Origin of the sequence: Hymenobacter guriensis (assembly GCF_015773195.1) — a bacterium.
GTDB classification, from domain to species: Bacteria; Bacteroidota; Bacteroidia; order Cytophagales; family Hymenobacteraceae; genus Hymenobacter; species Hymenobacter guriensis.
This window is the reverse complement of the sequence record NZ_JADWYK010000003.1, coordinates 436,667-461,862: the sequence shown is the minus strand read 5'-3', so window position 1 is coordinate 461,862 and position 25,196 is coordinate 436,667. Positions and strand designations below refer to the sequence as shown.

Sequence of the window (25,196 nt, the reverse complement as noted above, 5' to 3'; positions counted from 1 at the left end):
CGGCGCTATTTCAGCTGTCGGAGCCACTGCTCCAGTCCTTCCCACAAGCCCGGGGTAGGCTGCGGCCATTGCCAACGCCCATCGGCGGCCGGGCGACCAGGCAGGTAAAAGCCGGGCCAAGCCGAATCAAACACGCGTACCTGCACGCCCCGCCGCTGGCCAAGGGCTTGTCGCAGTCGGCGGCTGCTTTCGCGCACGCTCAGGGTAGTATCACGCCCCGCGTAGAAGCCAAAAACCGGGATACGCGCCCGCCCCAGCGCCCGAAACGGCTGGCTGCCGGCTTCATCCATCACCTCCACGCTTTCGAGCACCAAGAAGCTGGCCGAGGCCCGGCGGGCAGCCACCGCTACCTCCGATGCCGTCGGCCCACGTCCCCAAGCTCCCAGTCGGGTGGTATCAGCTTCAGGCCGGCGCCGCAGCCACTGTAGCGCCGCCGCGGTAGCATGGGCTACTGCCGAGTCGGCAGGTGCGGACGGAGCTAGCAGCAGCGTAGCTACGCTCGCTTGGCTTAGGCGCAGCACCTGATCGAGGTGGGCGGGCGTGGCCGAAGCCCAGGCAACTATTACCGGGTGACGAGTCAGGGTATCATCCGGCACGTAAAAGGTAGCGGACTGCGCCTTACTGAGGCCCGGCAGGCGCACCGCATGTTCCCGCCACGGGCGCGGCGCGGCGTCGCCGCGTCGTACCAGCACAAACTCGCCGCGCAGGCTATCCAGCTGAAGGGTGCCGCGCAGGAAGTCTCCCTCCCGCAGGGCACTGATGGTGAGGCGGCCCGGGAAACCACCAGCTTGCTCCAGCTGAAGCTGCGGGGCCCGGTAACGCACCGTCCCCAGGGGAACCATGGTGGTCTTTTCGCCCAGGAGCGCCAGCTCAGCCTGCAGTTGCCCGGAAGCCATTTTGCGCAGCTCCAGGCCTATGCGTGCACCTGTACCAGGCATATTCACGGCCCCTTCGTAGTGGCCCAAAGGTGGCGGTACAGTATCGGCAACCGGTTGGTCGGGAGCGGAACAGGCGACCAGCAGCATCAGGCTGCCAACGGCCGGCCACCGGCGGCCGGCAGTCCGTAAAGTACGCGTACAAATAAAGAATACAGAAGCCACCGGCGGCAAAAGTACGAGGGCGCGGCCGTACCCGTTCACAGACCCTTGCGCAGAATCAGATCCTGCTGGATATCGGTGCCTAGCGCAAAGGTGTGCTGCCCGATGGTTTTGAAGCCGAAGCGGCCGTAGAAAGCCAGGGCCCGCGTGTTCTTTTCCCACACGCCCAGCACCACGGCCCGACAACTCTGCAGGCGGGCTTCCTCAATAGCCCGACGCATGAGCGAAGCACCTAGGCCAGTGCCAATCCAGTCTTCGCGCACATACAACCGCTCTATTTCCAGCTGCCGCACGCCCACTTTTTCGGGAGGCAGCCCCAAATCGGAGCCGATGTGCAGCTTGGCGTAGCCTACGAGTTCCTGCTCAAAGTATGCCAGCAGGAAGGTTATTTCGGGCTGCTGTAGCTCGGCAAGCTGAATATCGGGGCTGAAGCTGGCGGCCAGATAGGCGGCCATATCTTCGGGTTGGTTGTCGGCCGCAAAGGTGTCGTGGAAGGTCTGGCGGCCCAGATCAGCCAGCTGTGCTGCTACGGCGGCGGTACGTTTGGCCACCTGAATGCGGAGAGGAGAAGACATGGGGGAACGAGCGTCAGGAAATGGAATGGTCGCCGGGCTCATCGGAAATGCGGGCGTCGCGGCGCATGCGGCGGCCAAAGCGCGTGATGAGCACAAAAGCGGCCAGCAAGGCCAGCGTAGTGAGCAGGTCGGTGGTAGACGGCAGGGCCGCGGGCTGATCGGGCAGCACCCCGGCTCCGGGCAGATAGCCGCTCACGTAAAGCAGCAGCGCCGCTCGCAGCAGCATCAGCGCAATGCCAATCCAGCCCATACTCAGGAGCAACATACCAAACGCGCGACGCCCCGCCGGACTAGCCATAACAAAGAAGCTTGCAGGAAAACCATGACCGGCCGCCGGGCCGGCAACGCCAAATATACTCGGCTAAGAATACGCAGGGCCGTTGTAAATTGGTTTCGGCTCCGTATTTTTGCTTGCCCTGCGGGAGTAGCTCAGTTGGTAGAGCATCAGCTTCCCAAGCTGAGGGTCGCGAGTTCGAGCCTCGTTTCCCGCTCATTACAAATCAGCCACTTAGACACAAGTCTGGGTGGCTGATTTGCTTTTGGTTTAAATACTGGTTTAAACACGTGGGTATTTATGCAAATCTGATTTGCTTAAGCAAAATAGTTTCTTCCAAGCAGGTACCCTGTTCAATTATTATTTACGATGACTTTTGCTGCTATTAAGGACCTACTAGCCTACTTGGCTTCTCCTACCAGTATGCGTCCCGAACCAAAAGTGAACGAAGTGCCCTTGGTCTACCCAACGGATAGCTCTGTTCCTACCGTTAAACAGTTGCGGGCACTGAAAGAGCAGCTCTCAGTAGAGGTTTGGCTGTACTTGCTGTGCGCCGAAGAGGTGGCCCTTCCGGTGAATGAGTCTTTAGTGCAGCATGAGTTGCGTTCCCACCAATACCGAGTGTTGATCCTGATCGGTCAAGATCTGGGCGATGATTTATTAGCCTCTCCTAAGCTACCTCTGCGCTTCCAATGGGTACAATACCAGTTGTTACATGCCTCAGAGGAACAGATACCTTCTGTGTACTACGAGCAATCCGCTCGTGCACTAGTTGCTGAGGCGAAGCGCCTGCAGACGGATAACCAAATCTGGCTCGAACTGAGCCCAGAACTACAGGCAGACTACCTATACATAAAGCGGCCCCCGATAGCTGCTATTCCCTTAGCACCACGTATTATCTTTTCGGGGGGACTAAAGCACCCAGGTCTAGGGAAGTGGCTGGTGCAAGAACTAATCCAGCGTCCTTTGCCAGAAATTGAGCCTTACCTGACCTTAACTTGGGTCTTTGTAGCTCCCGACTTGCGTCGCAGTCTTTGGGACCATCGCCGCACTTTTACTCGGCAAGACATTACTTATCTACTGGATTTGCTAGATGGTGACTGGAGCTATCTGACAACGGGTGGTCGGCCACAGCTTGCCCGTGCCCACACTTGGTTTGCTCGACATCAGTATACTTTGCTTGAGGCACCTGCAGTAGCTTCACAAGGATTGACTGCTCAGCAAGTGGCGCTGATATCTATCTATCGAGGAGAAAAAATAACTAGCCGAAAGGCGGAACAGTTAGCGCAGCAGACGCCCGGTACCAGTGGCAAGAAGATTTACAATAAGTATCGACAACTAGAGCTAGACATTGACCGTCTTAACACAGAAGGCAAGAAACGAAGTTTTCTTATCAAGGATATTGAAGCGGTACTCTTGCATCTAACAGGGCCTGCAAAAAAGCACGCTGAAGATGAGCTATTTAAGTTAAAGTAAGAAATATTTTCCCCGGGGAAACCCGGGGAACTGGAGTTGGCAGGTGCGAGTATTGGGCCGTTCAGTTGACACCCCGCTCTATGCACAACCCTTTCGACATCTTAGATAACCGCCTTCGTCAGGTGGAAACCTTACTACTAGAGCTGGTCCAACAGCAGCGCGCTCAAATAGTCCCTGCTCCCGAAATCGGGGGTATTGAGCTAGCCCAGCAGATTACGCGGTTGAGTAAAGCCCGCCTGTATGCGCTCGTGAGTGCACGCACTATTCCACACGCCAAGCGCGGTAACAAACTCTTTTTTAACAGAACGGAGTTACTCCTGTGGGTAGCTGCTGGCCAACGAGGAACGCACTCGGGTCAATAGGCCCACGAGTTAATCGCCTCCATGGGGCGTACCCCGAAGGCATAGCTCTGCTTATTAAGCTACCTGCCTACCAAGCCAATTGCTGGCCTTACCACCGCTACCTGCCTTCTCTCTTTCTTCTCAGTTGACACAACGGACGCCTCCAGATTTTGGGGGCCGGTTGACGTTCTATGTACGACTGCCTGCACCTGCGCTTTACTCTAAACCCTGAGGAGCCTGGCTATGCTGCCTTCCAGGACTCACTGGCGCTGCGGCTAGGTACAATCACTAGACAGGAGCCTACACACTGGCAACTACGTTATCGTGGCATGCGCCTAGACTACTGGCCCTGTACTGGCCGGGGCAAAATTCGCGGGTCCCTACACACCCTTTTTCATGGCCATAATAGCGGGACCTTTTTCGCTACAGATGTTCCTGTAGCCTGCCAGTTATTATCCGACGCTTTTGGGTTAGCTGTTCAAACTCTTATAGTAGAGCACTTGGAGGTTGGGATAAATTTATCATTACCGAACGCTCCCACTAACTTCCTAGACACGCTGCTTTCCCACAAGGGCAGCCCTTTCTATCCCCAGGAACCGCCCGCTGGCACTACCCGCCCGCTTCTGTTTGTAGCCACTCACCTCGATTACCGTGTCAAGGCCTACGATAAGGGCAAGTATAATAAGGTACAGGGTCTTCACATCCGGCATGCACCTGCTCACCTACTCCGATTCGAAGTAGTCTTCACTCGTTCCCGCCCACTGCAGAGGCTCCTACAGTGTCCTGTCCTAACGCTAGAAGCCATCGCCCAGCCAGTGGCTTTACAAAAACTGGCTCAGGTATTGCGCCAGCATTGGCGCAGTGTCGAGCATCGGTTTGAGCCAGAATTCACTGGCCTGACCTTTCCCGATATGCTGCTGTTACATGCTGCCACCGTGCCTGCCCTTTGGCAAGCCGCGCGTCAGTGTGTCCCTGCTCGTACCCTCACCCGACACCGAGCCCGTAGCCGACACCTGCGGCAGCAGGCTGAGCAATCTACTGCCTTGGCTACCTATCACCAATGCTTTGAGCAGCAATTGACCTGCTTATTATCTAGAGCAGAAGGAATAGAACCAGCAGTGGAAACAAACTCCACTGATTCTACTGTATCAATACCAACGTCCCGCCTTGGCTGCATGCTGTGGCCTAATTTCCACCCATGTAATCAGGTGGAATCTTTCCCAGTAGTGATAGAGGCTTGCCATGCCGTTCATCCTATCCAGCCTGCACTTGGCCTTTTACGACCTGCTCCAACACAATCCATCCTACATGTCGAACACGCAGTTGACCTGCCCATCTCTGCTAGGCTCACTTTCACCACCAAGGCCCTAGCAGACAATCTGACTATCTCCGCTCTTCATTTAGCCGGCCCCCTCCGACCTGCTCCACCCTACCTATCCACATCACTACGACCAAATGGCATAAGCCACAAAATTGTAATAAATCAACCAACGCGGCCTGCTCATCAAGCATACCAACCTGCCGATAAAGACGGCCTGCATTTATTACATCCAGCAAACAACCATTTGTATTGCTGGCACTTACACCAAAAACTCGTTATTAAGCGTGTACGCCCCCCACCAACCCACCCAATTCACCCTAGTTCTGGGATGCGACTTCGCTATAGACGTTGCTAGCAAGTGGGTTTTTAGCGAGTATCACGGGCCTGTTAGCGAGTACATGACAAAGTATTCTGTGGTTACACAGTCACCTCTTTTGTCAGGCCTATCACGATCTACTACAAACTAGGATTGAACCCGGAAAATGAAAGCTGCGACTCCGTACTGCGTTTGAGTGAAGAGATGCCCCAAGGTGCGAGTCTTAGCCATGCGAATGATGTGTAGGTGAAAATCCTTTTCCAACTCGTCACCATGTTGCTTGGGCTTGTGGCTGAAGCTCTCTGGATGTACCGCGCCTACCACAACGAACATCAGCTGTCCCTGGCCTCCTACAGTAAGAGCATGGCAGCCTGGAGCTGGTTTGTTCCGATCCTGAACATTTGGCTCCACTACCGCATCATGTAGGCGTCTGTTCTAACCCGACCACCTCATTTTCCCCACTAGTCCATAACAGGCTCTAGTGAAATGCCTCTACCAACCGGAACTGGGCATCGGTTTCGGGCGATCGGGGGATACGGCAGCTCTTCTCTACCCCTTTCCACTCATGCGCAATGTGTGCCAAAGCCTCAGAACCGCTGAACTTTTGGTAGCGCACCAAATAGCAGCCTATCACGGTACCCGTGCGCCCAATTCCACCCCAGCAATGCACAGCCGCCTTTCGGCCAGCTGCCACTGAGTCGGCTAGCGAGGCAAGGATAGCCTCTAGAGTAGCTTCGTCGGGAAGACCTGCATCTGGTATAGAAAAGCGGTGGTAATGAACCGTCTGCCGACGAGTAACGGCTACCTGTTGAAGAAGTATGTCATAAGGCACCAACTCATGCACTTCGGTTAAATCGAAGAAGTCGGTAATCCCAGCATCAAGGAGGGCATTGAGTTTGACTGTAGCCTTAGCTGGGTTTCGGTCACCAGGATACTCACAGGCCAGTATATTAGGAGTCGCCCAGTAGCTATTAGGAAGCGGACGAGGCACAGCTGCTTTGCTTAACGCGGGCGCTAGCGTAGCAGCGATACGCTGCGCCAGATCTTCGATATTAGCACGGCGGGCCAGCACAGAAAGCCACTCGGCAGGTATAGCTACGTCCCCGTAATAGAGCCCGGCCAAGCCACCCGTGACGGCGCCGGTGGTATCCGTGTCATCGCCCAGGTTGACAGCGGCCAGCACCGTCTCAGCGTAAGTATTGTAGCGAAGCAGGCACCACAAAGCTGCCTCCAACGTGTGCATTACATAGCCGCCACTGCGGATAACCTGCTCGGGCAGGTCAGCTAAGTGTCCTGTCAACAGATACTCAAACTCCTTGATTTCGTTAGCAGGAATGTTCAAGACCTTCAATTGAGCAGGAGCCTGCTCACAGAGCAGAGCATACGCTTCCGCAGGGGTATGCCCAGCACGTAAATGGCTGGCCATTTCCAGGTAAAGAAAGCAGGCTACGGCTGAACGGATGTGCCCATGCGTAATGGCGGATACGTCGAAGATGAGCTGAAACCGGCTTTGGAGGGAAGTCTCGGTAGAGTAGAAAGCTAACGGCAGAATCCGCATGAGAGAGCCGTTGCCATTGCTGTATTCGTCCGTACCGCCGGCCTGTATCAAGTCTGGGTTTGCTTGCAAACGGCTTAATGCCTCACGCGTGGTGACGCCAATATCGAACACGCGACCGTGGGGCGTCCAGAAGTTGTGGTAGTACCATAGGCAGCAGTTGTGCGCCACTTTCGCCAGGCTAAAGCCATCTGCTATGGACTCCGCCAGACAGAAGGTGAGGGAGGCATCATCAGACCAGGTGCCGGCAGGTTGATGGTGCGTACCAAACGCACGCATATGCAGCACAGGATCATGGCGGCGAGCGGTGCGGCTCACAAACTCGACCGGTACACCGAGGGCATCCCCTACAGCAAGACCAAGTAAAGCGGAGCGGAGTTGGTTTTCTAATGACGGCACAGGAGTAGAAGCAAGCATAAGGGCAACGGATTAAGAGAGGTGGGATATTAGGTTCAAGTGGCAGTGTTAGAAAAGGCAGCTGCTCCGCAGTAACTCTGCCATACCGAAGGGAGAAGCATTGTTCTGTCTAGCAAGATAAGTTGTGTGGACACACTTAAGATGCCTCAGAAAGGCAGATTCGCTTGCAAGAAGGGAACACGCTATTTAGCAACATCGATACTTGTAAGACGCACTAAAACCACGGAATTTTGGTATTCGACTTTGCAATTTGCAGTAGTATGAGCCGCATAATTAGCGTGAACTGACATCCTCGGTTTGCCAGACGAAATTCTATCCGCTTTGCTCGCTATTGGTGCGCTATCGATCGAACCCGTACAATAGCCTTGTCAACGCGCACGAGGAAGAAAGCCTCTGACCTAAGCAGTACCCTAAGCACTGGCTTCCAGGATGTTCAGGCTGACTATTTTAGTGGGCCAGAGCAGTAGGCTCCAGCTAGACAGAGAAGCTTGTCTTATTCATGCACGCGCACATAATCGGCATTCCCCATTAACCCCATCGAGGTGCGCAAGGTATCGGGGTGCACTATGCGAAAAGCCAAGCGTGTGTGGTCATCCATTTGCAGGTAAACTGTGCCATCTTCGACAGTATAGTCCAATACAAATTCTCCTACCGTAGTCCCATAGATGGCATTGCGCTCCGTCAGTACTAATCGACCCAAGGGCAAGCTTTGCCGAAACGGGCCCCAAAAGGCATAGGTGCCTGTAACATCTTTCTGATTCAGATGATGGCAGCTACTCAGGGTGGCAACAATACTCAGCAAGAACAGTCGGGCCATAAGGCAGGGGCGTTGATCTAGTGTTTGGGTAGAGCCAAAAAAGCCCCTCCTTATCCAAAGCTAGTGTTTTTTCGCTCTGTAATCATATATGATTACACAAGAATTTATCTAGAGGGCGAGCTTGCCAGGGTGAAACACCCGGTTGTTCGACTTGCTTTTGGCGCACACTTGCGTACGCTGCGCGAAGCTCGGGGCTGGAGTCAGCAAGAGCTAGCCGATCGAGCAGACATATCCAAACCTACTGTCTATCGAATTGAAACCGCACGCTTCTCAGCAACCCTGGATGTACTCGCGGCGCTAGCTCAAGCCATGGATATTCAGCTGCGCGACTTAGTAGACTTTCCGTCGCGTGAAGTACTGTTAGCTTAAGGTTTTATCAGTACAACGCATCTGCTTTAGGTCAGAATGATCATCCACCAAGGAAGCACATAGTTCACTTGTCGGCAGAAGATTTTTTAACCAACTACCTCTGTATAAGTGCTATAACCGGTAGTTTCAAGTCACAGCTAGCAGAGTTAGACCAAAGCGCCCTTTCAACGCAGCTGACTGTTGGTGACCTAATCCAGTTTTCTATGCAATTTCGCAGCCCTAAACACCCGCCCTTGTGTTGATTACTGATAGCTCCTACCAACTTCCCGTTGTTTATGCTCTTAAGCCAGACAAAACATTCGAGAACGGAGCAAATAAGCCACTACTAATCCGCGGCTATAATGACCTCCTAAAATCCGAGGGTGAATACGTTATCAAATGCGTAGATGCCGAGCGCATGAAGGGTGCCGCTTTCCAGCGCGAATTATTAGGCTGTTGGGCTGCTTGGCAGGTAGGGCTACATGCCGTTGAACCGGTTGAGGTAGACATCAGCCCTGATTTTTTGGAGTTGATGAAGGGCCGCGACGAGTATGGTATGGTCAGCCGCTCGTTAGGTCGCAACTTTGGCTCTAGCTACGAGCAAGGATTTAGGGAATTTATCACCGGCCAGCCCCTCACCGATGCTGAAAAGGAACAAGCCTATCTGATTTTTGCGTTTGATGTTTTGTTGAACAACGTTGACCGCAACGCCACCAAGCAAAACATGCTAACCAACGGGCAGCAAATTATGTTGCTCGACCACGAGTTGGGGTTTTCCTTCACTCAGGTCTTTTCGTTTTTACGTTCTCCCGAACCATGGCTGTTGCAACCAAACGATGTAAGCGGCTGGATTGAAAAGCACTACTTTTTTCCGCAGTTGCGCGGCCAACAGTTCGACTTCACCACGCTAACGCCTGCTCTTCAGCGCTTAGACGGTCAATTCTGGCAGGCTGCCCGTCAACATATCCCGCCCACTTGGCGCACACCGGAAATTGACGACATTGAGGCTTATATCTCTCAAGTGCTAGCACACGTATCATCCTTTACTCAAGAACTCAACCGCGTAACCCAATGAAAACGTACCAGTACCAGGTTCTGCGTTACCTGCACGACCACGTGACGGGCGAGTTCGTGAACGTCGGTCTTGTTTTCTACGAACCAGAAACCCGATTCCTCCGTGCCCAGGTTATTACCAAGACCCAACGCCTGACCGGATTTTTCCCCGGCTTGCCGGCTCGGCCTATCATCTCGACGCTACGGCACTTTGCCGTTGCTATCAACCATCGGGCTGAGGCAATATCGGTCAACCCGTTATTCGAGAGCATTGATGACCTCAGCAGCGTCACTTCTGTCCTCATTCGGCCTAACGACGCCGCCTGGCAACTCACACCCGTGCAAAAAGGTCTCACCATGGACCCCGAGCCCGAACGTGTTTGTCAAGAGCTATATCATCGTTTGATTGGGGAATACCAGGAAGAGGCCGCGCCAGCTCGTACCGACGACGAGAAAGTGTGGCGGCAATCGTACAAGCAGTATTTCGACCGCTACCACGTGACCGAAAAGCTGCAACCAAGTCAAATAGCTACCGCAAACGACCAGATTCTCTTTTCTCACACGTGGCAAAACGGGGTGCTGAATTGCTTGGAGCCTGTTACGTTCCAGCTCAAGAATCCTGCTCGTGCCAAAGACAAAGCGTACAAGTGGGCGGGCCGCATCACCGCCCTTAAAACGGGAGATACCCCTCTACACTTGTATTTGCTTACTGCTGCTCCCGCCAATTCTGACCTCCGCAACTCCATCGAGCAAATCATCAAGTCAGCGAGTAGCACCGATGTGCAGGTAGACTTTGTGCACGAAAACGAGGCGGAGTCCTTTGCCCGTAAGATGCAACATAAGATGGAAGCTGCAGGCCACGAGTAACTTCTTATCTACCACCCTCCAACCGCCGGGCGGCTCACGAACAGTGGGCCGCCCGACTTATTACCGGCTAGTCGTAGTTGTAGCCATTTGTAACCAAATCGTAGCAAATGCCACTTTCCTTGCCGACCTTTAAACTTGGATTACCCACCTTATTTCTTAGTGTGGTTAGCTAGTTTACGACATGTCTGTCCAGCCCCCACTCACCACCATTACTGAGATGTTTGAAGCAGTTCCTGCTACTCAAACATTGCTGCCCAGCCCGCCCAGCTTCGCTGGGCATCAAACCTTTGCCATGCGGTCAGCTTGGCTCAAAAAAGGGGTAGATGCGTTGCTGCAAGACCCTGCGATTTTCTCTGCGGAGGGCGCATTGGTTGAGCTGGGGGTAGGCAAAAATATGGTGTCTGCTATCCGCCATTGACTGCTAGCCACGCGGTTAGCAGCCCCAACCGAGAGAGGCAGCTATATCCTGCCCACAGAGCTAGGTCATTCTGTTCTTACCGACAACGGCGCCGACCCCTACCTCGAAGACCCTGCCACCTTGTGGCTACTGCATTGGAACCTCTGCAACCAACCCGCGCCGTCGTATCATCATTTCGGCTATTGAGCACAAGGCCATTGCCAACCCAGCCAAGCAGCTCGTGCGTGAAGGCTTTGAAGTAATTGTTCTTCCCGTTAATGCACAAGGAACAGTAAGTATGACGGCAGCGGCAGAAGCTATAAATGCTAATACGCTTTTGGTTTCCATCCACACTGCTAATGGGGAGGTTGGTACCATCCAGCCCATAGTCGCGCTAGCCCAACTTGCTCACGCCGCCGGAGCCCTCATGCACACCGATGCCGCTCAAGCCGTTGGCAAAATCCCGGTTGACATGCTAGCTTGGGGCGTCGATATGCTCTCCCTCAGCGGCCACAAGCTCTACGGACCCCAAGGCGTAGGAGCCCTCATCGTGCGCCACCCCCGCCGCACCCAACTGGAACCACTCGGCTATGGTGGCGGCCAGGAACGCGGCTGGCGCGCTGGCACCCTCAACGTCCCCGGCATTGTCGGCCTTGGTGCTGCCTGTGCCCTCTCCTCCCAATTATTGCCCGAAGAAAGCTCTAGTCTAGCTACACTGCGCGACGAGTTCGAAGCAGCTGTTCTCTCAGCCATCCCAGGTGCTTACCGCAATGGCAATCCCCAAAACCGGCTCCCTAATAATACAAGCCTAACCATCCCTGACATCGAAGCTGACGCCCTGCTCGCGCGCCTGCCCACTTTGGCCCTCAGTACTGGTTCTGCTTGCGATGCTGGCACTGTCGAGCCATCCCCTATCCTGATCGCCGTTGGCCTTTCTCGTAAGGATGCCCGCGCCACTGTAAGAGTTGGACTAGGCCGATTCAACACGCTACAGGAGGTAATCCTAGCATCATCATTACTCACGTTGCAAGCTTCGAGATTAAGCCAATTGTTAGCGTAAGTTTTCTTGTCTTAGTGCGTGTTTGGGAATTGTTATGCTGAGCCTGTCGAAGCAGCTTTACCGCTTCGTTGAAAAAGCCTCATACGACACGATAGAGCTGCTTCGACAGGCTCAGTATGACGGAATTGCCGCTTGTGCAAAATCCCAAAACATGCTCTTAACGCCCGAAGTCGTCCTGTACGCGTACGATATCATCTTCGTCGGAAGGGTATTGTGCATGGGTGTGCTGCCAGATTTCGGCCACTATTCCCCACCCATCGAGGCCCACTAGGCGGTGCCGCTCGCCCTGGCCAAGAATAATCTGCTCTCCAACGGGGTAGATGCCCAGTGAGTCTTCCTCATCCGTAGGACTAGTGACCACCCCCACCGGTCCCTGGACCACGCGCCAGATTTCGGCCCGGCGGTGGTGGTACTGCCACGACAGGCGCTGCTGCGGGGCTACCACGAGGATTTTAGGACTTAGCTTGCCCGCAAGGCGCAGCGAGTCCACGGCTAGGCCATCGAAATACCTGTCGGCGAACTGCTGAGCCTGCCTTTCGTCAATGACAAAAAAGCCGCCCCAGGGGCGCGCCCAGTCCTGGCGCTCAATCATGAACCCTTGCTGACGTAGCTGCTGCTCAACCTGGGCAAAAAGCTGTTCTCGGGAAGGTAGCGTGTCTTGCATGTAGTTGGAATGGTTAATTGGAGGTCATTTACTTATCGATTTACCTGATCAAGAAAGAGGTACCGCTCCCGGTGGGGCTCAGGTTCGGCGCGGGTTGTCACGTCCAAGTGTAGTACTTGCCCACCGTGTCTGGAGTCATTAGCAGCAGGCCAAGCCGGCAGGCGACGCCCACCAGGGTTGCCGGTTTTGATAAAGTTGGCCAGGTAGGCCTGAAATTGTTCCGCCACTTGGTAATCGGCCTTTTCCCAGGCAAATGCCTTGTTGGTCGCCAGGTTGCCCAGGGCGTACTCAATTTCGGCCGCGTGCACGGCCCCGCGGACGGGTGAAGGGGCAGGCGTTGGGGCTTCCGTATTTTTTAGCAGCCCACCCGCCAGGCCCGGCCTCACGTCGCCGAGCTCAGCTACCAGTGCCGGCCGGGGCCGGGCGAAGATGTAGCGGTACACCGGCTGACCACTGGTCTGCGCGTGCAGGTCGGCCCACTTCCAGGTGCTGTACACAGTAAATCGGTCACAGGCCAGGTCGGTAGCTGCCTGCTCGGCTTCGGCATCGGTGGCGGCGGGGTATAGACGGAGTATTTCGGCGGCCTGCGGGCCATACAGGTGCTGCACGGCCCGCTGGAGGTTGGCTACCGTAGGCGGATCGGTACCCAGCAGGGAATGGTAGGTGACTTCCTGGGAGTTCCAGCCCACCAGCAGCGGCACCAGGGCTTGCTTGCCCGCGGTGAAAACGGCAGCTGGACTTTGGGGAAGAAAACTACCGTCGAGCACCGGCCCAAAGCGCGGGGCTCCAGCTTGGCCTGCCACTTGTAGCAGCTCGGGAGCAGGCAAGGCTCGCAGCGCGGCCAACGACGCGGCGCCCAAGCTGCTGCCAAAGGCTACTCCCTTGCGCTCGGCATCAGGCAGCGGCTCCGGGCTGCGGGCCTGGCTAAGCATGGAGCCGCTTTCGCCAATGGCGCGCACAAACAGCCCCTTTGAGCCTGGTGCCGCCATTTGGGCGCTAACCGATACGGACCCCGCTGACTCCCCGCCGATGGTCACGCGGGCAGGGTCGCCGCCAAACGCGGCAATGTTCTGCTGCACCCAGCGCAGGGCGGCCTGCTGGTCGAGCAGCCCATAGTTGCCGGAGCCCTGCGTACCTGATTCCTGCGTTAGTTCCGGGTGGGCAAGGAAGCCGAACACGCCGAGGCGGTAGTTGACCGTGACTGTGACTATGCCGCGGCGGGCCATGCTTTCCCCGTCGTAGCGGGGCTCGGAGCCGTCGCCGGCCACGTACCCGCCCCCGTAGAAGTACACCAGTACCGGCAGCCGTTCCCTACTAGTGCGCGCCGGCGTCCACACGTTCAGGTAAAGGCAGTCTTCGGCCATGTTGGCGGCGCGGGAGTTCATGTCGCCGTACACGGGCAGCTGCATGGGCTTGGGACCAAACGCACGGGCCGGCCGCACCCCGGTCCAGGTGGCGGCGGGCTGCGGTGCCCGCCAGCGCAACTCACCCACGGGCGGTGCGGCAAACGGTACGCCCTTAAAAACGTGGATGCCCGCCGTCCCGGCTTCGCCTTCGAGCAGGCCGGAAGCTACCAGCACCCGGTGCTGGCGCAAGTTGGCCGTCGTGGATGTCTGGGCGTTGGCCCTTGCAGGCCACAGGCTGCCAAGTAGCAACAAGCTACTCAAACCCCATCCCTTAGATGAGCACAAAAGCTTGGCTAGTATGTGACAAGGGTTTGATATACAGCCTTCGTTGTCAAAAAAAAACGTGTGCATAAGGCAAAGAGAAGGCGTTGCGGCCGAAGGCTAAAATGCATCTACCAACGACTGCACGCGCAGGCGCTGCCGCAGCTCGGCCGCGGTGGTGCCTGCGGCGGGACGCAGGATTACCCTACGGGCCTGGCCGGGCAGCAGGTCGAAGTAGTTGTCCTCAAAAAATCCGTCGCCCTGCGCTAGGCTCAGGTTCACGTCTCGGACCAGCTGCTTGCTTTTTAGGGTAAGCTGAAACGTGCTGTCGTTGAGTTGCTTCCAAGTGGTGGCAACACGGGCCGCCGGCAGGTTAATATCCTTGGGCGGGGCGAAATAATGGGTATTGGCAGTGAGCATTGTACCATCCGCCTCCTGCACTTCACAGCTCAGCACCACTTGCTTAGGGTCGTGGCCCTGCAGGAGCTTGGCGCGGGGGATATCGAGGTACGATCTGCTGGTCAATGGATCGATTTGCAGGGCCTGGGCTTGCTTGTACAGCACCTTGCCGTTGAAATCCAGCAGGCGCACCTGCAGCCGGGCCGGCACGGGGGCCGTGCGGTCGGACACCACGTAGATGCGCACCGTGTCGCCTTCTTCGTGGGGGCTGACTAGCACCGGCGCGTAGAAGCGGCGGGCGTAGTACTGCAAAGCTTTCCAGCGTCCGTAGTAGTCGATGGATGACCAGGAGGCGCCTCCCCAGCAGTCGTTGAGCTGCCAGTACAAAGAGCCCATGACGCGGGGCCGGTTGCGGCGCAGGTGCTCGGCGGCCAGCTTGATGGCGTGGGCCTGCAGCACCTGGCTCACGTAGAGAAACGCGGGAAAATCCTTGGGTTCCCGGAAGTCGCGGCGCAGGTATTCGAGCAGGCGCGGGTTGCCGGCCTGGCTGCGCTGGTGCTGGCGCATCACGGGCGAGGCAATGTCGAAGTCAGTGGGCAGGGCATACTGCTGTACCGATTTCAGCTCCGGAAACGACTGGAAGCCGTACTCGCTCATGAAGCGCGGCACCTGCTGCTCGTAGGCCGAGAGCGGGTCGGTGCCGGCCCACACGGCCCAGTAGTGCATGTCGCCGTTGCGCTGGCGGCTGGCCAGGTCTTCGTAATTAGCCGAGGGGCTGGAGGGCCAGTAGAGGCGGCTGGGGTCTTGCTCGCGCAGCACGGAAGGCAGAAGGTCGTTGAACAGGCGCAGGTAGTCGCCCCAGACCTGCTTCTGATGCGCGGCCCCAATGATGGCCGGCATATTCCAGTCCTGCCAGGCTACCTCGTTTTCGTTGTTGCCCACCCAGATGGCCAGGCTCGGGTGGTGGCGTAGGCGGCGCACCTGGTAGGTGGCTTCTTGGCGCACATTGCTGAAAAAGGCGTTGTCGCCGGGATAAAAGGTGCAGGCAAACATGAAATCCTGCCACACCAGCAAGCCTAGCTCATCGCAGAGGTCATAGAAAACGTCGTTTTCATAGATGCCCCCGCCCCAGACGCGCACCATGTTCATGTTGGCGGCTTTGGCAGCCTGCAGCAGCTGGCGGTACTTGCCGGGCGTCACGCGATTCGGGAAAATATCAGCCGGAATCCAGTTGGCCCCCTTGGCGAAGATGGGAAGGCCATTGACCACGAACTCAAACGACTTGCCGTACTGATCGGCCTGCCGGCGCACTTCCAGGGTGCGCAAGCCAATGCGCCGGGTGGACTTGTCCAACGCCTGGCCGTTGAGCACCAACTGCGCCGTGACGGTATACAAGGGCTGAGCACCGTAGCCGGCCGGAAACCACCGTTGCGGCTTTTCCAGCTGCAGCGGCACCATCAGCACGTGGCGGCCAGGTGTCAGTGAAACAGGTTGATTTATAGTAGGATGAGCGAGCTGGCCGTCGGGGCCTCGGGTTTCAAGCTGCAGCGTGGCGGTGGTGGCCGCCCCCGCCTCGTATTCCACTTCCGTGGTCAGCTCCGCCCGCTCGGGCGTGAGGGTGCGCTGCACCAAGTGCAGATTCGTGAGGCGGGCCTCCGTCCAGGCTTCGAGCTTCACGGGCTGCCAGATGCCTGACGTGACCAGGCGCGGGCCCCAGTCCCAGCCGTATTGGTAGGGGGCTTTGCGGGTGTAAGGGCTCAGCGGCGGGCCTTTTTCCCCCACCACCGTCATAGACTGCTCGTCGTTGCCGGCATACAGCGAAAAGCCCGCCTTAGCCGGCAGGCCGGCTACTTCCTTGAGGGGGGAGCGGAACCGGACGTGCAAGCGGTTTGGGCCTACGCGCAGCTGCGGCTTCACGCTGGCCCGCCACTCCCGGAACATGTTGTCGGAGTGCAGAACAGCTACTTCGTTGAGCGTGACGTCGGCGTACGTATCCAGGCCCTGAAAAACCAGCTCCACGTTGGCTTGCTGCAGGGTTTCGGGGGTGATGGTAAACGTGGTTTCGTACTCCCAGTCGACTTTGCCAATCCACTGCAGCTGCAGCTCGTTGTCGCGGTAGAGCGGGTCCGGAATCTGCCCGGCTGCCAGCAGATCAGTGTGCACGCAGCCGGGCACGGTGGCCGGGGTCCAGGTCTCTTTGCCTACCTGCCGAAAGCGCCAGCCCGAGGTCAGCGTCTGGGTGTTTTTTGCCGCCGGGGCAGCAGGCTTGGGCGGGCCGGCCAGCGCGGCTATGGCCAGCCCAAGCAGGGGTACCATAAGTAAGCGGCTCAGTTGGTAAGGAAGGTGAAACAGGGAAGAAAGCATATCAGTGGTTGTAGGCTTCGGCGCGTAGCTGCAGACCAAGCAAAGGCGGCGAGTCTTTGACTTGCAGGGTCACGATTTTCCGCTCCCCCGGCAGCAAGGTAAAGTAGCCGGCCGAGTAAGTGACGGGCAGCACGGGTTGGCCCTGAGTATTTTGCAGGCTCAGCGTCACGGCCACGGCGGGTACAGTGCCGGGGTTGCTGATTTCGCAGGTTAGTGTGTGCGTATCGGACGTAGCGGGCAGCATACGGGTTTGCAGCTGCGCGGCGGGTAGGGTGTTAAATACTTGAAAGTCGGCGCCGGCCGCGTGCTGCCAGTACTCGTTTTCCGACACTACCTGTCCCTGCGCATTTAGCAGCCGCAGGCGAGTCAAATACACCGGCGGCAAGGAGGCAAGCGGTGCAGGCGTGAGTACCGCCGTCAGCTGGTTGGCCGGGACAAGCGCTACTGCGCGGGTTTCGGTGCTCAGCTGACGGCCCTGCGCATCGTAGCGGGCGTACTGCACCAGGGCGTGCTGCAGTGGCTTCAGGGTGGTATTGACGATGACGACCTGCCCATCGTCGAGGTTTTGCTGGATGTGCACCGGCTCGCAGGCTTTCTGCGCCCCGTAGTAGGCGCCGTGGGTGGAATAGTCGCTGGAATACAGCTGCCAGATCATGCTGGGCCAGGCCGGGTGGCTCATCCATAGTAACACGCCGCTGGTGTTATGCCACAGGCGGCTGTTCCAGGCCTCGAAAATAGCGCGGTGGCTGTCGTAGTTGAGCAGTTGCACTTTCCGGGTGAAATCGTCGAGACTGACCGGAGGGCCGTAGCGCCGAGCCACGTCTGCCAGATAGACTTCTTGCTCGTGCTCGACGTGCAGGTCATGGTAGTACCAGGCGTCAGTGATGGGCCACTGATCCTGGGGAGCCAGAAACTGCCGGATGGCTGCTGCCCCGGGCACGGAAAACGTGCCGATTTCGGTGGTGAATCCCTGGCCGTTCTGGCGGAAGTAGTCGGCTGGGTCGTGGAAGTAGTGCCAGGGGCCGCTGGGGCGCAGGTTGAGGTTGCGGGAGTTGGGCTGGTAGTAGCGGGTACCGTCGTCGGTGGCAATGAGCTGGGCCAAGCTGTCTTCCAGGGCGACGGGGGCGTAGCCTTCGTTGCGGGGGCACCAGAGGGCAATGCTGGGATGGTTGCGGAAGCGGCGCACCACGTCGCGGGCGTTGGCCAGGAACAGGGCGTTATCCGTGGGCTCCAGGTTGTAGCCTTCGGTGGAAAGCCAAAAGTCGTTCCAGATAAGCTGCCCGTACTCGTCGGCCAGGGCGTAGAAATCCTCCTCGGTACTTTCCCCGGTCCAGTTGCGGATCATGTTCAGCCCGGCTTGCTGATGCAGCTGAAAGTAAGGCTCCAGCCGGGCGCGCGACACACGCTTCAGCGCGTCATCCATGCCCCAGTTGCCACCCCGGCAGAAGATGCGCTGCCCGTTTACCTTCAGCACCAGGTAGGGCGCGGCGGCCGGCTGAGGTACCGGCAACAAAACAGTTTGGTCAGCCCCGGGGCGCAAACGGGCCACGTATACTCCGGGCTCTACCTGACGGCGGTTTACATTGTCAAACAGCAGCTGCCCGGCCGGAGCCCGCAACGGGTTGAACTCCACCCGCTGTCCGGTTTTGGTGGGCATATCTACGGTCATTTCGTAGGTTAGCTCCCGTACCCCAAAGCGCACTGATTGTGCATCGGACGTGGTGCCGTTGGCTTCTACCACAGTAAGCGGCAAAGTGTACAGGGCGGGGCGGCCGTAGCCGTTGGGCCACCACAGCCGAGGCCGCGTCAGGCGCAGGGCCTCAAAGTCGGCGGCGCGGAACGTCACTTCCTGGCTTGCCCCGGCGGGTACTGTCACCTGCCGACTGAACGAGCTGCCTTCCAGCTGGCCCGATACGGTGACACGCTGCGGGCGGCGGGTGGCGTTGTACAGGGTGGCGCGCACGGTCAGCTCGGCGCGGGTGGTGTCGGGCAAAGGCAGGTCGGTAATTACCTGCGGATCGAGCAGCGTAACGGGACCGGAGAAGCGCAGGCGCACGGGCTGCCAGAGGCCAGTGTTCCGGTCCCGGATGCCGGGCATCCAGTCCCAGCCCTCAGAGGCAATGAACGTAGGTCCATCAGTGGCCAGCATGCCGCCGTTGGGCCCCTGGCCGCTCCGGGCTGATTCCTCGTGCGGGCGACCGGGGTGCGGCGGGGGCAGCACGCGCACCGCCAGCACGTTTTCCCCGTTGGCGCGCAGCAGCTTGGTTGCGTCGAAGCGGCCGCGCCGAAAAGCGCCCTTCATGAAACCCAACCGGTGGCCGTTCAGCCAGATGTCGGCGGCGTAGTTGATGCCGTCGAATACCAGCCAGGCGCTACGGCCGCGCTGACCTTCAGGCACCCGGAAGCGCAGACGGTACCACCACGCCTGGCGGCTGAGCGTGTCGGGAATAGCCAAGTTGTTGAGGCCAAAAAACGGATCGGGGTACACGCCCTGCTCCACCAGCGTGGTCAGCACAGTGCCAGGCACCATGGCGTTGTACCAGCTGCCCGTGCTCAGACCCGGCCGACTAATCTTTGCCCCCGGGGCAGCTACGTCGTTGGCAGAAGCCAATTCCCAGCCCTGATTGAGTTGAAACTCGCCTTCCGCTACTGGCGTCAGCACGGTCCGCGCGGGCACTTTGGCTTTGCGCACGGGCATAGTCGCGGCTGCGCGGGAGCGGGGCAGCGTGGCTGGGTCCTGGGGAGCGGTCAGGCCGTGGTTGAGCTTGGATTGCTGGGCGTACGCGGGCACCAGCAGCCCCCAGCACGCCAGCAGCCCGACGCTTCGCCACCAGGCGTTGCAGCACCTGGAAGAAGTTGTTGCCATCAGCGTACGGCGGCTGAGCCGCTGGAAGCACTGGGCCCCGACTGGCCGGAGGCGGCAGATGGTGGCATGGGCGAAGAGGTGCGTCGGGCTGTTTGACGTTGAGTTTTGCCGCTGGGCTTGGCCGTGATGATGAGCACGCGCTCCTGCTGCGGCGCCAGCGTGAGAGCAGGCAACGTGAGCGTGCCCCCCTGCTGCCGCAACCCGCTTACGGCCTGGTACTGCAGGCTGGTAGGCTCGAAGAATTGGACCGTGAGCTGCCGGCCGGCCAGCTCGGCCAGGGTGGGCGACGCCGTAACCGGGGCTGGGCTGGCGTTCAGCACATACACGAAATACTGGCTGCCGCAGCGTATCCCGAAGCTCTGCAAGCCCCCCGCTGACACGGTGAATGGCTCGAACTCGCCCTGGCCAGCCGCCAGCATCCGGTCACTGATGGCGCGCACGCCCCGGAAATAAGGCGTCATCTTCTGGTCGTCGAACAGCTCCCACCACCACGTCATGGGCAGAATAGGCGTCGGGCTGAACAGGCCGTACCAGAGGCCGCGCCGGTAGTCGTAGTTGAAGCCGTCCTTATAGCTGGGATTAGCATCTTCCCAGCGGTAGCCGAACTCACCCACTACGTACGGCTTGCCGTAGGTCTGTATGTAGTTAGGGTAGATGGACGGAATTTTTTCCGTGTGCTTGTAGATGTGCTTCTGGTGGAAGTCGAAGTAAGCCACTGCGTTCAAGCCCAGAATGTCGCGGTGCGAGATGCTGGTGGTAACCAAGTGCTGGTAGGGGTCGATATCCTTGAGGTAGCGGCTCATTTCCCCATGCCAGAGCGTAATGGCTTCGTGCGGAATCAGCACGCTGTCCTGCTGGGTGAAGGCGGCGTTATCAACTTCGTTGAAGAATTCCCAGGCGGCAATGTTAGTGCTGTAGCCCCAGCGGGCCACCACGTAACGCAGCTTGTTCTTGTACTTCTCCCGTGCGGCGGGCAGCGTAAAAAACCCGGTGGGCGTGCGGGCCGGGCCGCCGTTTGACTGGTTGTATGCGCTGTTTTTCCAGCCGCCCTGTTCCATCAGGTGGCCGTGCCAGTCGAGGGTGAGCATGAAGTACAAGTTCAGCGAGTCGGTCAAACTCACCAGCTCATCCATGCGCTTGATGGCGCCGGGATGAAAATAGGCTGAGCTGTTGGTGTAGCGCTTGGTAGAGCTGACTTTCGGCCACTCCAGCGGCAGGTTCCAGTAGCACATCCAGGTGCGGAAAAAGTTGGCGCCGTTTTGGGCCAGCGTGGGCAGCAGGTAGTCGTAGGTGAACTTCTGGTCTTCAAACGAGCGGGCCTCCCAGGCAACGTTCTCGCCCACGCCCCGAAACAGCGTCCCGTCGTCGAAGCGGAATGTGTACAGGTTATTAGGGTGCAGAAAGCCCGGCTTGCGGCCCGCCCCTACCGAAAAGGGGCTAACGGCCAATTCCACGGTGCCGGCCTTGCGCGTCAGGCGAAAAACCCCGGCGTAGGGCCCGGTTTCCTGGGGCGCAAACCGCGCTTTCCAGGTGGAGCCCGCGCTCTCGTTGCGCTCAAAGTAGCAGGGCAGCACCACGGGCCGGCCGGTGGGCGAGGTCAGCACCAGATCCAGCGTCACCTCGCGCTGGTTGTAGGCGTTGCGAAACTGCTCGGCCACCGTGATGTCCCACTCCGCCTTTTCGTACTGGCGCACGGGGGCCGTAAGCAGCCGCGGGCTTTGGAGTACGCCCTGGGCATAGCCCGGCCGGGCCGACAGCAGCGCGAGCAGCGTCAGTAGCAATAAACAGCAGTTTTTCATGGTCTGATGGAAGAAGTTGCTGGCTGCTACTGCTTGGTGAATCGGCCAGCAGCAAGTATCCCTAAACCCAAAGGCTTACCGCTTCGGCAGCTCGTCGCGGGTGAGCACGCGCGGGTCGCTGTAAAGGCGCTGAATAACTTCCGGGGAGTTGTTTTCCTGCACCAGCTCGGCCCAGGCCATAAAGAACGTCCAGCGCGGCTGCTGGGCCAGCACTTCGGAGGTGGGCAGCTTGGCACACTCCCCAATGGCCATGGGCTTGTCGCCCACGATGGGCAGGATGTAATCGTACCACGATTTGTCAAAGCCCTGGTCGTACACGTCGAAGGCAAACACGTCCCAGTACTGTGGGCCGGGGTTGTAGGCGGCGAAGTCGCGGCTCATGTCCTGCATATCCCAGACCCAGATCAGGTTGGTCAGGCCCTTGGTGTTGCGCAGGTAGTCGTGGGTGATTTGGTAGAGGCGGGCCGTGCCGTTGGGGCCGGGGCGGCCGCCCCACCAGAACTTGCCCTGGTTCATTTCGTGCAGGGGCCGGAACAGCACTTCCACCTTCTTGTCCTTGAGGTACTGCAGGTAGCGGGCCACGTCGTCCATGCGCAGCTTCCAGGCCTTGTTCAGGGGCGTGCCGTCGGTAATGAGCTCCGTCCACTGGGCATCGGTAAGCAGCTGGTTGAGCAGGCCGGGGTCCCAGCCGCAGGGCTCCCCGGTGGTGGGCGGGCAGGCGTGCCACATCAGGTTCACCACGGCGCCCTGCTGGTACTGGCGCTCAGCTTCCCTGATCATGTCCCAGCGGTGGTCGATGTCGCTCTGGGCAAACAGGAAGTCGCCGCTCCACAGCGCGGGGTACTTGCCCGTCACGCGGTGCACGTAGTCGGTCCACTTGGTAGGCTCAGCAGTAGGCTCCTTGTTGTGCTGGCCCGCCAGCGTCTGCTTGCCGGAAATCTGCTGCAGGTAGGGTAGTACCCGCGGGGCCTGGGCCGCGCAGCTGGCCAGTAGGGTCAAGTGCAGAAAAAGAAGCGTGGTGCGAACAACAGAAGGCATGAACAGAAATCAGGAGAAAAGGCCGGAGAACCGCATAACCCGGCGGGAAAGTCGAAAAAACGTCGGGCGCAGCCCCCGGCCACGCCCAACAAGAAACTAGATTTTCTGGAGCGTGTACCAAGTGGTTTTGGCCCCGCCCAGCTCCATCTTGTTGCCTTCGCCGTTCCAGTCAATGTCGTAGGGCTGCACGTTGAAGGGCATTTTCATCACGGACTTGTCGAAGCTGAATTCCAGCGTGGCCGTTTTGGTCTGGCCGGCCTGCCCGGGGTTGAAGGTGATGGTGTTATCCGAGAAGTCCCGCACCCAGGTGCCCTGGCCCTTGGGCAGGCGCCGGAACTTGTAGTTGTAGTCAGTGCCCTTGAAGTTGAAGTCGGCGTAGGCGTTGTCGGGGCCGGGCTTATGGTCGTAGGTGCCTTCCAGCTTGCCGTCGGGCTGCACGCCGGTTACCTTGAACTCGATGGTGTTGTCGTTTTCCTTGCTGGCGTCGGCAATGTTGTCGGCCACTTTCTTGGTGCCGCTCCAGCCCCAGCTTTCCCCTTCGCCAATGAAGTACTGGAACTGCAGGTTGGTAACCTTCCACGTCCCGTCCATGTCCGACTCATACTCCTTGATCTGCACTTTCCACTCCCGGGTCTGGCCGGTTTCGGAGGTCACGGAGTAGGTGCGGGTGCCGTTGCTGGCCGCAAAGTTGGTCGCCACCCCGGAGGCCGGGTCTACCTTGGCTTTGTAAGAGGTTTCGATGCGCGGCACCACGCTGGACAAGTCGGTGCCCTTCACCACGTACACCGTCACGGTGCCTTCGGTGGGGGTGCGGGTAATTTCGGCCACCCCAATCTGGCCTTTGTCTAGGGTGAAGTTGGTGATGGCGCGCTCATTGCTTTCCACGCCTTCAAAGGGGTCCTGGGTGCAGCTGTGGAGCAGGAGCAAGCCTGGCAGCAGGCCGGCCCAGAGCCGGTAATTCACGGATATATGCATGGTGGGAGGAGGTTAGAGGTTGGTATTCAGGTCGGTTTCCCGGGTCGGAATCGGGTAGAAGTAGGAATTGCCGGGCTGTATAGTCTTGCCGTACTGCTGCACCAGCACCTGCTCCATCTTGTGGGTGCGGCGCAGGTCGAACAGGCGGTTGCCCTCAAAGGCCAGCTCCCAGGCCCGCTCCTGCACCACGGCGTCGCGGAAGGCAGCCGTGCTCAGGCCCTCAGTCAGGTTAGGCAGGCCCGCCCGCTGGCGGATTTGGTTGATGGCGGCGTAGCCTTCGGCCGTGGGGCCACTGGCTTCGGCGAAGAGCAGCACCACATCGGAGTAGCGCAGCACCGGCGTGTTGGCGCTGGTTTGTTCGCCCACTTGCTTGGGGTCGAGGTACTTGCGGGTGAACGGGCGGCTGTAGCCGGTAATGCTAAGCGTGGTTTCCTTTTTGCCGATATAGACTTTTGAAGGAATCAGCTCGGTTTTGCGCTTGTCGGTGTCGGCGAAGCTGTTGTAGATGGCCGGCTCCGTCACGAAGTGGTTGTAGCCCGAGCGGACGCTGGTGCTGTCACTGAGCTTGAACACGGCCCCGTCGATGTAGGGAATGAACATCAGCGGCAGCTTGGAGAAGTTGCCCTCCGAAAGGCCGGAGCGGTCGGTAGCTACGGCGAAGATGTGCTCGGGGCCGTTCTTCTTGTCCACGTCGAAAATGGCTTTCAGGTCCGGGTCGAGGCCGTAGCCGGCCCCGCCGCTGAGCACGTTGCCGGCGTAGGTTTTGGCCTGGGCATACAGGGCATCGGCATTGCCCACGAACTCGTAGCCGGGGGAGCTGGTGGTTTTGCCCGAAGCCTGGGTGAGGTACACCTTGGCCAGCAAGCCCCAGGCGGCTACTTTGTTGACCCGCCCGTCGCGGCGGGTGGCGTCCATCAGCTCACTGGCTTTCTTCAGGTCGGCCTCAATCAGCGCGTAGATAGCCTGCAGGCTGGCTTTGGGCGAGTTGGCCTGGTCCAGGGACGTGACGGGCTCCGTTTTCAGGGGCACTTCGCCAAACAAACGCACCAGGTTGAAGTAGTGCAGGGCCCGCAGGAAGTAGGCCTCGCCCACAATCTGGTTGCGGTTGGCCTCGCTCATGGCCGCAATGCCGGGTACGTTGGCAATGACGGCGTTGGCTCGGTTGGCCCCGATGTAGGCGTAGCGCCAGGCGGTGGTCAGCTCGGGGTTGTCGGCGCGCACGGCCAGCTTGTCGAACTCGAAGTTGCTGGCGCCGGCGTCGGGCTTGAGCGTGATGTTCTCGGTGGGCAGCTCCGTGACCAGGATGAAGTTGCGGGAGTAGTACTCAATTTCCGGCAGGATGGAGTAGGCGTAAATCAGCGCCGCGTTGGCGTCGGCCTCCGTCTTGTAGAAGTTGTTGGTGGAGTTGAAGCCGTAGGGCTCTTCCTGCAGGGAGCAGGCCGTGAGCAAAGCCAGCGCCCCGGCCAGGCAAAGTTGTTGGGGGAGTTTCATGGGAAGGCAGTTGCGAAAC

20 protein-coding genes, 1 tRNA gene and 1 pseudogene are annotated in these 25,196 nt (G+C 58.6%); 9 read left to right on the top strand and 13 right to left on the bottom strand.

From position 1 onward, the window contains the following. Positions 1 to 5: 5 nt before the first annotated feature. The 3 genes from I5L79_RS07900 to I5L79_RS07890 all read right to left on the bottom strand — a co-directional run bounded on the left by I5L79_RS07900 (position 6) and on the right by I5L79_RS07890 (position 1,937). Positions 6 to 965, bottom strand: coding sequence for a hypothetical protein (locus I5L79_RS07900; protein WP_196954475.1), 960 nt, complete (start codon positions 963 to 965; stop codon positions 6 to 8). Positions 966 to 1,135: 170 nt separating this feature from the next. Beyond that, positions 1,136 to 1,672 (bottom strand): GNAT family N-acetyltransferase, encoded by a 537-nt coding sequence (locus I5L79_RS07895; RefSeq protein ID WP_196954474.1) that lies wholly within the window; start codon positions 1,670 to 1,672, stop codon positions 1,136 to 1,138. 13 nt (positions 1,673 to 1,685) lie between these two features. Then, entirely contained in the window at positions 1,686 to 1,937 is a 252-nt protein-coding gene (locus I5L79_RS07890) for a hypothetical protein (protein ID WP_231402911.1), read from the bottom strand. A 153-nt stretch (positions 1,938 to 2,090) separates the two neighbouring features. Between I5L79_RS07890 and I5L79_RS07885 the strand changes: the two genes are divergently transcribed. The 4 genes from I5L79_RS07885 to I5L79_RS07870 all read left to right on the top strand — a co-directional run bounded on the left by I5L79_RS07885 (position 2,091) and on the right by I5L79_RS07870 (position 5,826). Then, a tRNA-Gly gene (locus tag I5L79_RS07885) sits at positions 2,091 to 2,163 on the top strand. A 206-nt stretch (positions 2,164 to 2,369) separates the two neighbouring features. Further along, entirely contained in the window at positions 2,370 to 3,422 is a 1,053-nt protein-coding gene (locus I5L79_RS07880) for a hypothetical protein (protein ID WP_196954472.1), read from the top strand. An 80-nt stretch (positions 3,423 to 3,502) separates the two neighbouring features. Further along, the gene (locus tag I5L79_RS23745) at positions 3,503 to 3,784 is read left to right on the top strand and encodes a helix-turn-helix domain-containing protein (protein ID WP_196954471.1); all 282 of its coding nucleotides are present in this window, start codon (positions 3,503 to 3,505) and stop codon (positions 3,782 to 3,784) included. Positions 3,785 to 5,646: 1,862 nt separating this feature from the next. Beyond that, on the top strand, positions 5,647 to 5,826 hold the full coding sequence (locus I5L79_RS07870; RefSeq protein WP_317191366.1) for a DUF4328 domain-containing protein: 180 nt from the start codon (positions 5,647 to 5,649) through the stop codon (positions 5,824 to 5,826). Between the two features lie 52 nt (positions 5,827 to 5,878). On the opposite strand, the gene I5L79_RS07865 is transcribed toward I5L79_RS07870, so the two are convergent. Together I5L79_RS07865 and I5L79_RS07860 are read right to left on the bottom strand one after the other, a co-directional pair. Next, positions 5,879 to 7,372, bottom strand: coding sequence for an ADP-ribosylglycohydrolase family protein (locus I5L79_RS07865; protein ID WP_196954469.1), 1,494 nt, complete (start codon positions 7,370 to 7,372; stop codon positions 5,879 to 5,881). 493 nt (positions 7,373 to 7,865) lie between these two features. Further along, a complete protein-coding gene (locus I5L79_RS07860; protein WP_196954468.1) occupies positions 7,866 to 8,189 on the bottom strand; it encodes a hypothetical protein in 324 nt (107 codons plus the stop codon). A gap of 63 nt (positions 8,190 to 8,252) precedes the next feature. On the opposite strand from I5L79_RS07860, the gene I5L79_RS23495 reads away from it, so the two are divergent. The 5 genes and pseudogenes from I5L79_RS23495 (at position 8,253) to I5L79_RS07835 (ending at position 11,914) form a co-directional block, all read left to right on the top strand. After that, positions 8,253 to 8,558: a helix-turn-helix domain-containing protein gene (locus I5L79_RS23495; protein WP_196954467.1), complete on the top strand. Its 306-nt coding sequence runs from the start codon at positions 8,253 to 8,255 to the stop codon at positions 8,556 to 8,558. 235 nt (positions 8,559 to 8,793) lie between these two features. Then, a complete protein-coding gene (locus I5L79_RS07850; RefSeq protein WP_196954466.1) occupies positions 8,794 to 9,612 on the top strand; it encodes a HipA family kinase in 819 nt (272 codons plus the stop codon). Continuing rightward, entirely contained in the window at positions 9,609 to 10,457 is an 849-nt protein-coding gene (locus tag I5L79_RS07845) for a DUF3037 domain-containing protein (protein WP_196954465.1), read from the top strand. Before I5L79_RS07850 ends, I5L79_RS07845 begins: the two co-directional genes overlap by 4 nt. Positions 10,458 to 10,638: 181 nt before the next feature. Beyond that, positions 10,639 to 11,061 (top strand): annotated as a pseudogene (locus I5L79_RS23235) (DUF4007 family protein). Next, positions 10,943 to 11,914, top strand: coding sequence for a cysteine desulfurase family protein (locus I5L79_RS07835; RefSeq protein WP_196954508.1), 972 nt, complete (start codon positions 10,943 to 10,945; stop codon positions 11,912 to 11,914). The pseudogene I5L79_RS23235 and the gene I5L79_RS07835 overlap by 119 nt, the downstream one beginning before the upstream one ends. A gap of 157 nt (positions 11,915 to 12,071) precedes the next feature. Here the strand turns inward: I5L79_RS07835 and I5L79_RS07830 are convergent, their stop codons facing one another. The 8 genes from I5L79_RS07830 to I5L79_RS07795 all read right to left on the bottom strand — a co-directional run bounded on the left by I5L79_RS07830 (position 12,072) and on the right by I5L79_RS07795 (position 25,177). Next, a complete protein-coding gene (locus I5L79_RS07830; RefSeq protein ID WP_196954463.1) occupies positions 12,072 to 12,578 on the bottom strand; it encodes a cupin domain-containing protein in 507 nt (168 codons plus the stop codon). A gap of 32 nt (positions 12,579 to 12,610) precedes the next feature. Next, positions 12,611 to 14,245, bottom strand: coding sequence for a carboxylesterase/lipase family protein (locus I5L79_RS07825; protein ID WP_231402909.1), 1,635 nt, complete (start codon positions 14,243 to 14,245; stop codon positions 12,611 to 12,613). A 120-nt stretch (positions 14,246 to 14,365) separates the two neighbouring features. Continuing rightward, positions 14,366 to 16,960 (bottom strand): beta-mannosidase, encoded by a 2,595-nt coding sequence (locus I5L79_RS07820; protein ID WP_196954461.1) that lies wholly within the window; start codon positions 16,958 to 16,960, stop codon positions 14,366 to 14,368. A gap of 49 nt (positions 16,961 to 17,009) precedes the next feature. After that, a complete protein-coding gene (locus tag I5L79_RS07815) occupies positions 17,010 to 19,874 on the bottom strand; it encodes a glycoside hydrolase family 2 protein (protein ID WP_196954460.1) in 2,865 nt (954 codons plus the stop codon). Then, on the bottom strand, positions 19,874 to 21,673 hold the full coding sequence (locus tag I5L79_RS07810; protein WP_196954459.1) for a cellulase family glycosylhydrolase: 1,800 nt from the start codon (positions 21,671 to 21,673) through the stop codon (positions 19,874 to 19,876). The genes I5L79_RS07815 and I5L79_RS07810 overlap by 1 nt, the downstream gene beginning before the upstream one ends. A 75-nt stretch (positions 21,674 to 21,748) precedes the next feature. Further along, on the bottom strand, positions 21,749 to 22,711 hold the full coding sequence (locus I5L79_RS07805) for a glycoside hydrolase family 26 protein (RefSeq protein ID WP_196954458.1): 963 nt from the start codon (positions 22,709 to 22,711) through the stop codon (positions 21,749 to 21,751). 96 nt (positions 22,712 to 22,807) lie between these two features. Continuing rightward, positions 22,808 to 23,686, bottom strand: coding sequence for a hypothetical protein (locus I5L79_RS07800; RefSeq protein WP_196954457.1), 879 nt, complete (start codon positions 23,684 to 23,686; stop codon positions 22,808 to 22,810). A gap of 12 nt (positions 23,687 to 23,698) precedes the next feature. After that, positions 23,699 to 25,177: a RagB/SusD family nutrient uptake outer membrane protein gene (locus tag I5L79_RS07795; protein ID WP_196954456.1), complete on the bottom strand. Its 1,479-nt coding sequence runs from the start codon at positions 25,175 to 25,177 to the stop codon at positions 23,699 to 23,701. Positions 25,178 to 25,196 lie beyond the last annotated feature (19 nt).

What these genes read in the sequence shown, in the direction of transcription:
- I5L79_RS07895 (WP_196954474.1), bottom strand. Translation starts at nt 1,672, where the DNA reads ATGTCTTCTCCTCTCCGCATTCAGGTGGCCAAACGTACCGCCGCCGTA.
- I5L79_RS07890 (WP_231402911.1), bottom strand. Translation starts at nt 1,937, where the DNA reads ATGTTGCTCCTGAGTATGGGCTGGATTGGCATTGCGCTGATGCTGCTG.
- I5L79_RS07880 (WP_196954472.1), top strand. Translation starts at nt 2,370, where the DNA reads ATGCGTCCCGAACCAAAAGTGAACGAAGTGCCCTTGGTCTACCCAACG.
- I5L79_RS23745 (WP_196954471.1), top strand. Translation starts at nt 3,503, where the DNA reads ATGCACAACCCTTTCGACATCTTAGATAACCGCCTTCGTCAGGTGGAA.
- I5L79_RS07865 (WP_196954469.1), bottom strand. Translation starts at nt 7,372, where the DNA reads ATGCTTGCTTCTACTCCTGTGCCGTCATTAGAAAACCAACTCCGCTCC.
- I5L79_RS07860 (WP_196954468.1), bottom strand. Translation starts at nt 8,189, where the DNA reads ATGGCCCGACTGTTCTTGCTGAGTATTGTTGCCACCCTGAGTAGCTGC.
- I5L79_RS07845 (WP_196954465.1), top strand. Translation starts at nt 9,609, where the DNA reads ATGAAAACGTACCAGTACCAGGTTCTGCGTTACCTGCACGACCACGTG.
- I5L79_RS07830 (WP_196954463.1), bottom strand. Translation starts at nt 12,578, where the DNA reads ATGCAAGACACGCTACCTTCCCGAGAACAGCTTTTTGCCCAGGTTGAG.
- I5L79_RS07820 (WP_196954461.1), bottom strand. Translation starts at nt 16,960, where the DNA reads ATGGTACCCCTGCTTGGGCTGGCCATAGCCGCGCTGGCCGGCCCGCCC.
- I5L79_RS07815 (WP_196954460.1), bottom strand. Translation starts at nt 19,874, where the DNA reads ATGGCAACAACTTCTTCCAGGTGCTGCAACGCCTGGTGGCGAAGCGTC.
- I5L79_RS07810 (WP_196954459.1), bottom strand. Translation starts at nt 21,673, where the DNA reads ATGAAAAACTGCTGTTTATTGCTACTGACGCTGCTCGCGCTGCTGTCG.
- I5L79_RS07805 (WP_196954458.1), bottom strand. Translation starts at nt 22,711, where the DNA reads ATGCCTTCTGTTGTTCGCACCACGCTTCTTTTTCTGCACTTGACCCTA.
- I5L79_RS07800 (WP_196954457.1), bottom strand. Translation starts at nt 23,686, where the DNA reads ATGCATATATCCGTGAATTACCGGCTCTGGGCCGGCCTGCTGCCAGGC.
- I5L79_RS07795 (WP_196954456.1), bottom strand. Translation starts at nt 25,177, where the DNA reads ATGAAACTCCCCCAACAACTTTGCCTGGCCGGGGCGCTGGCTTTGCTC.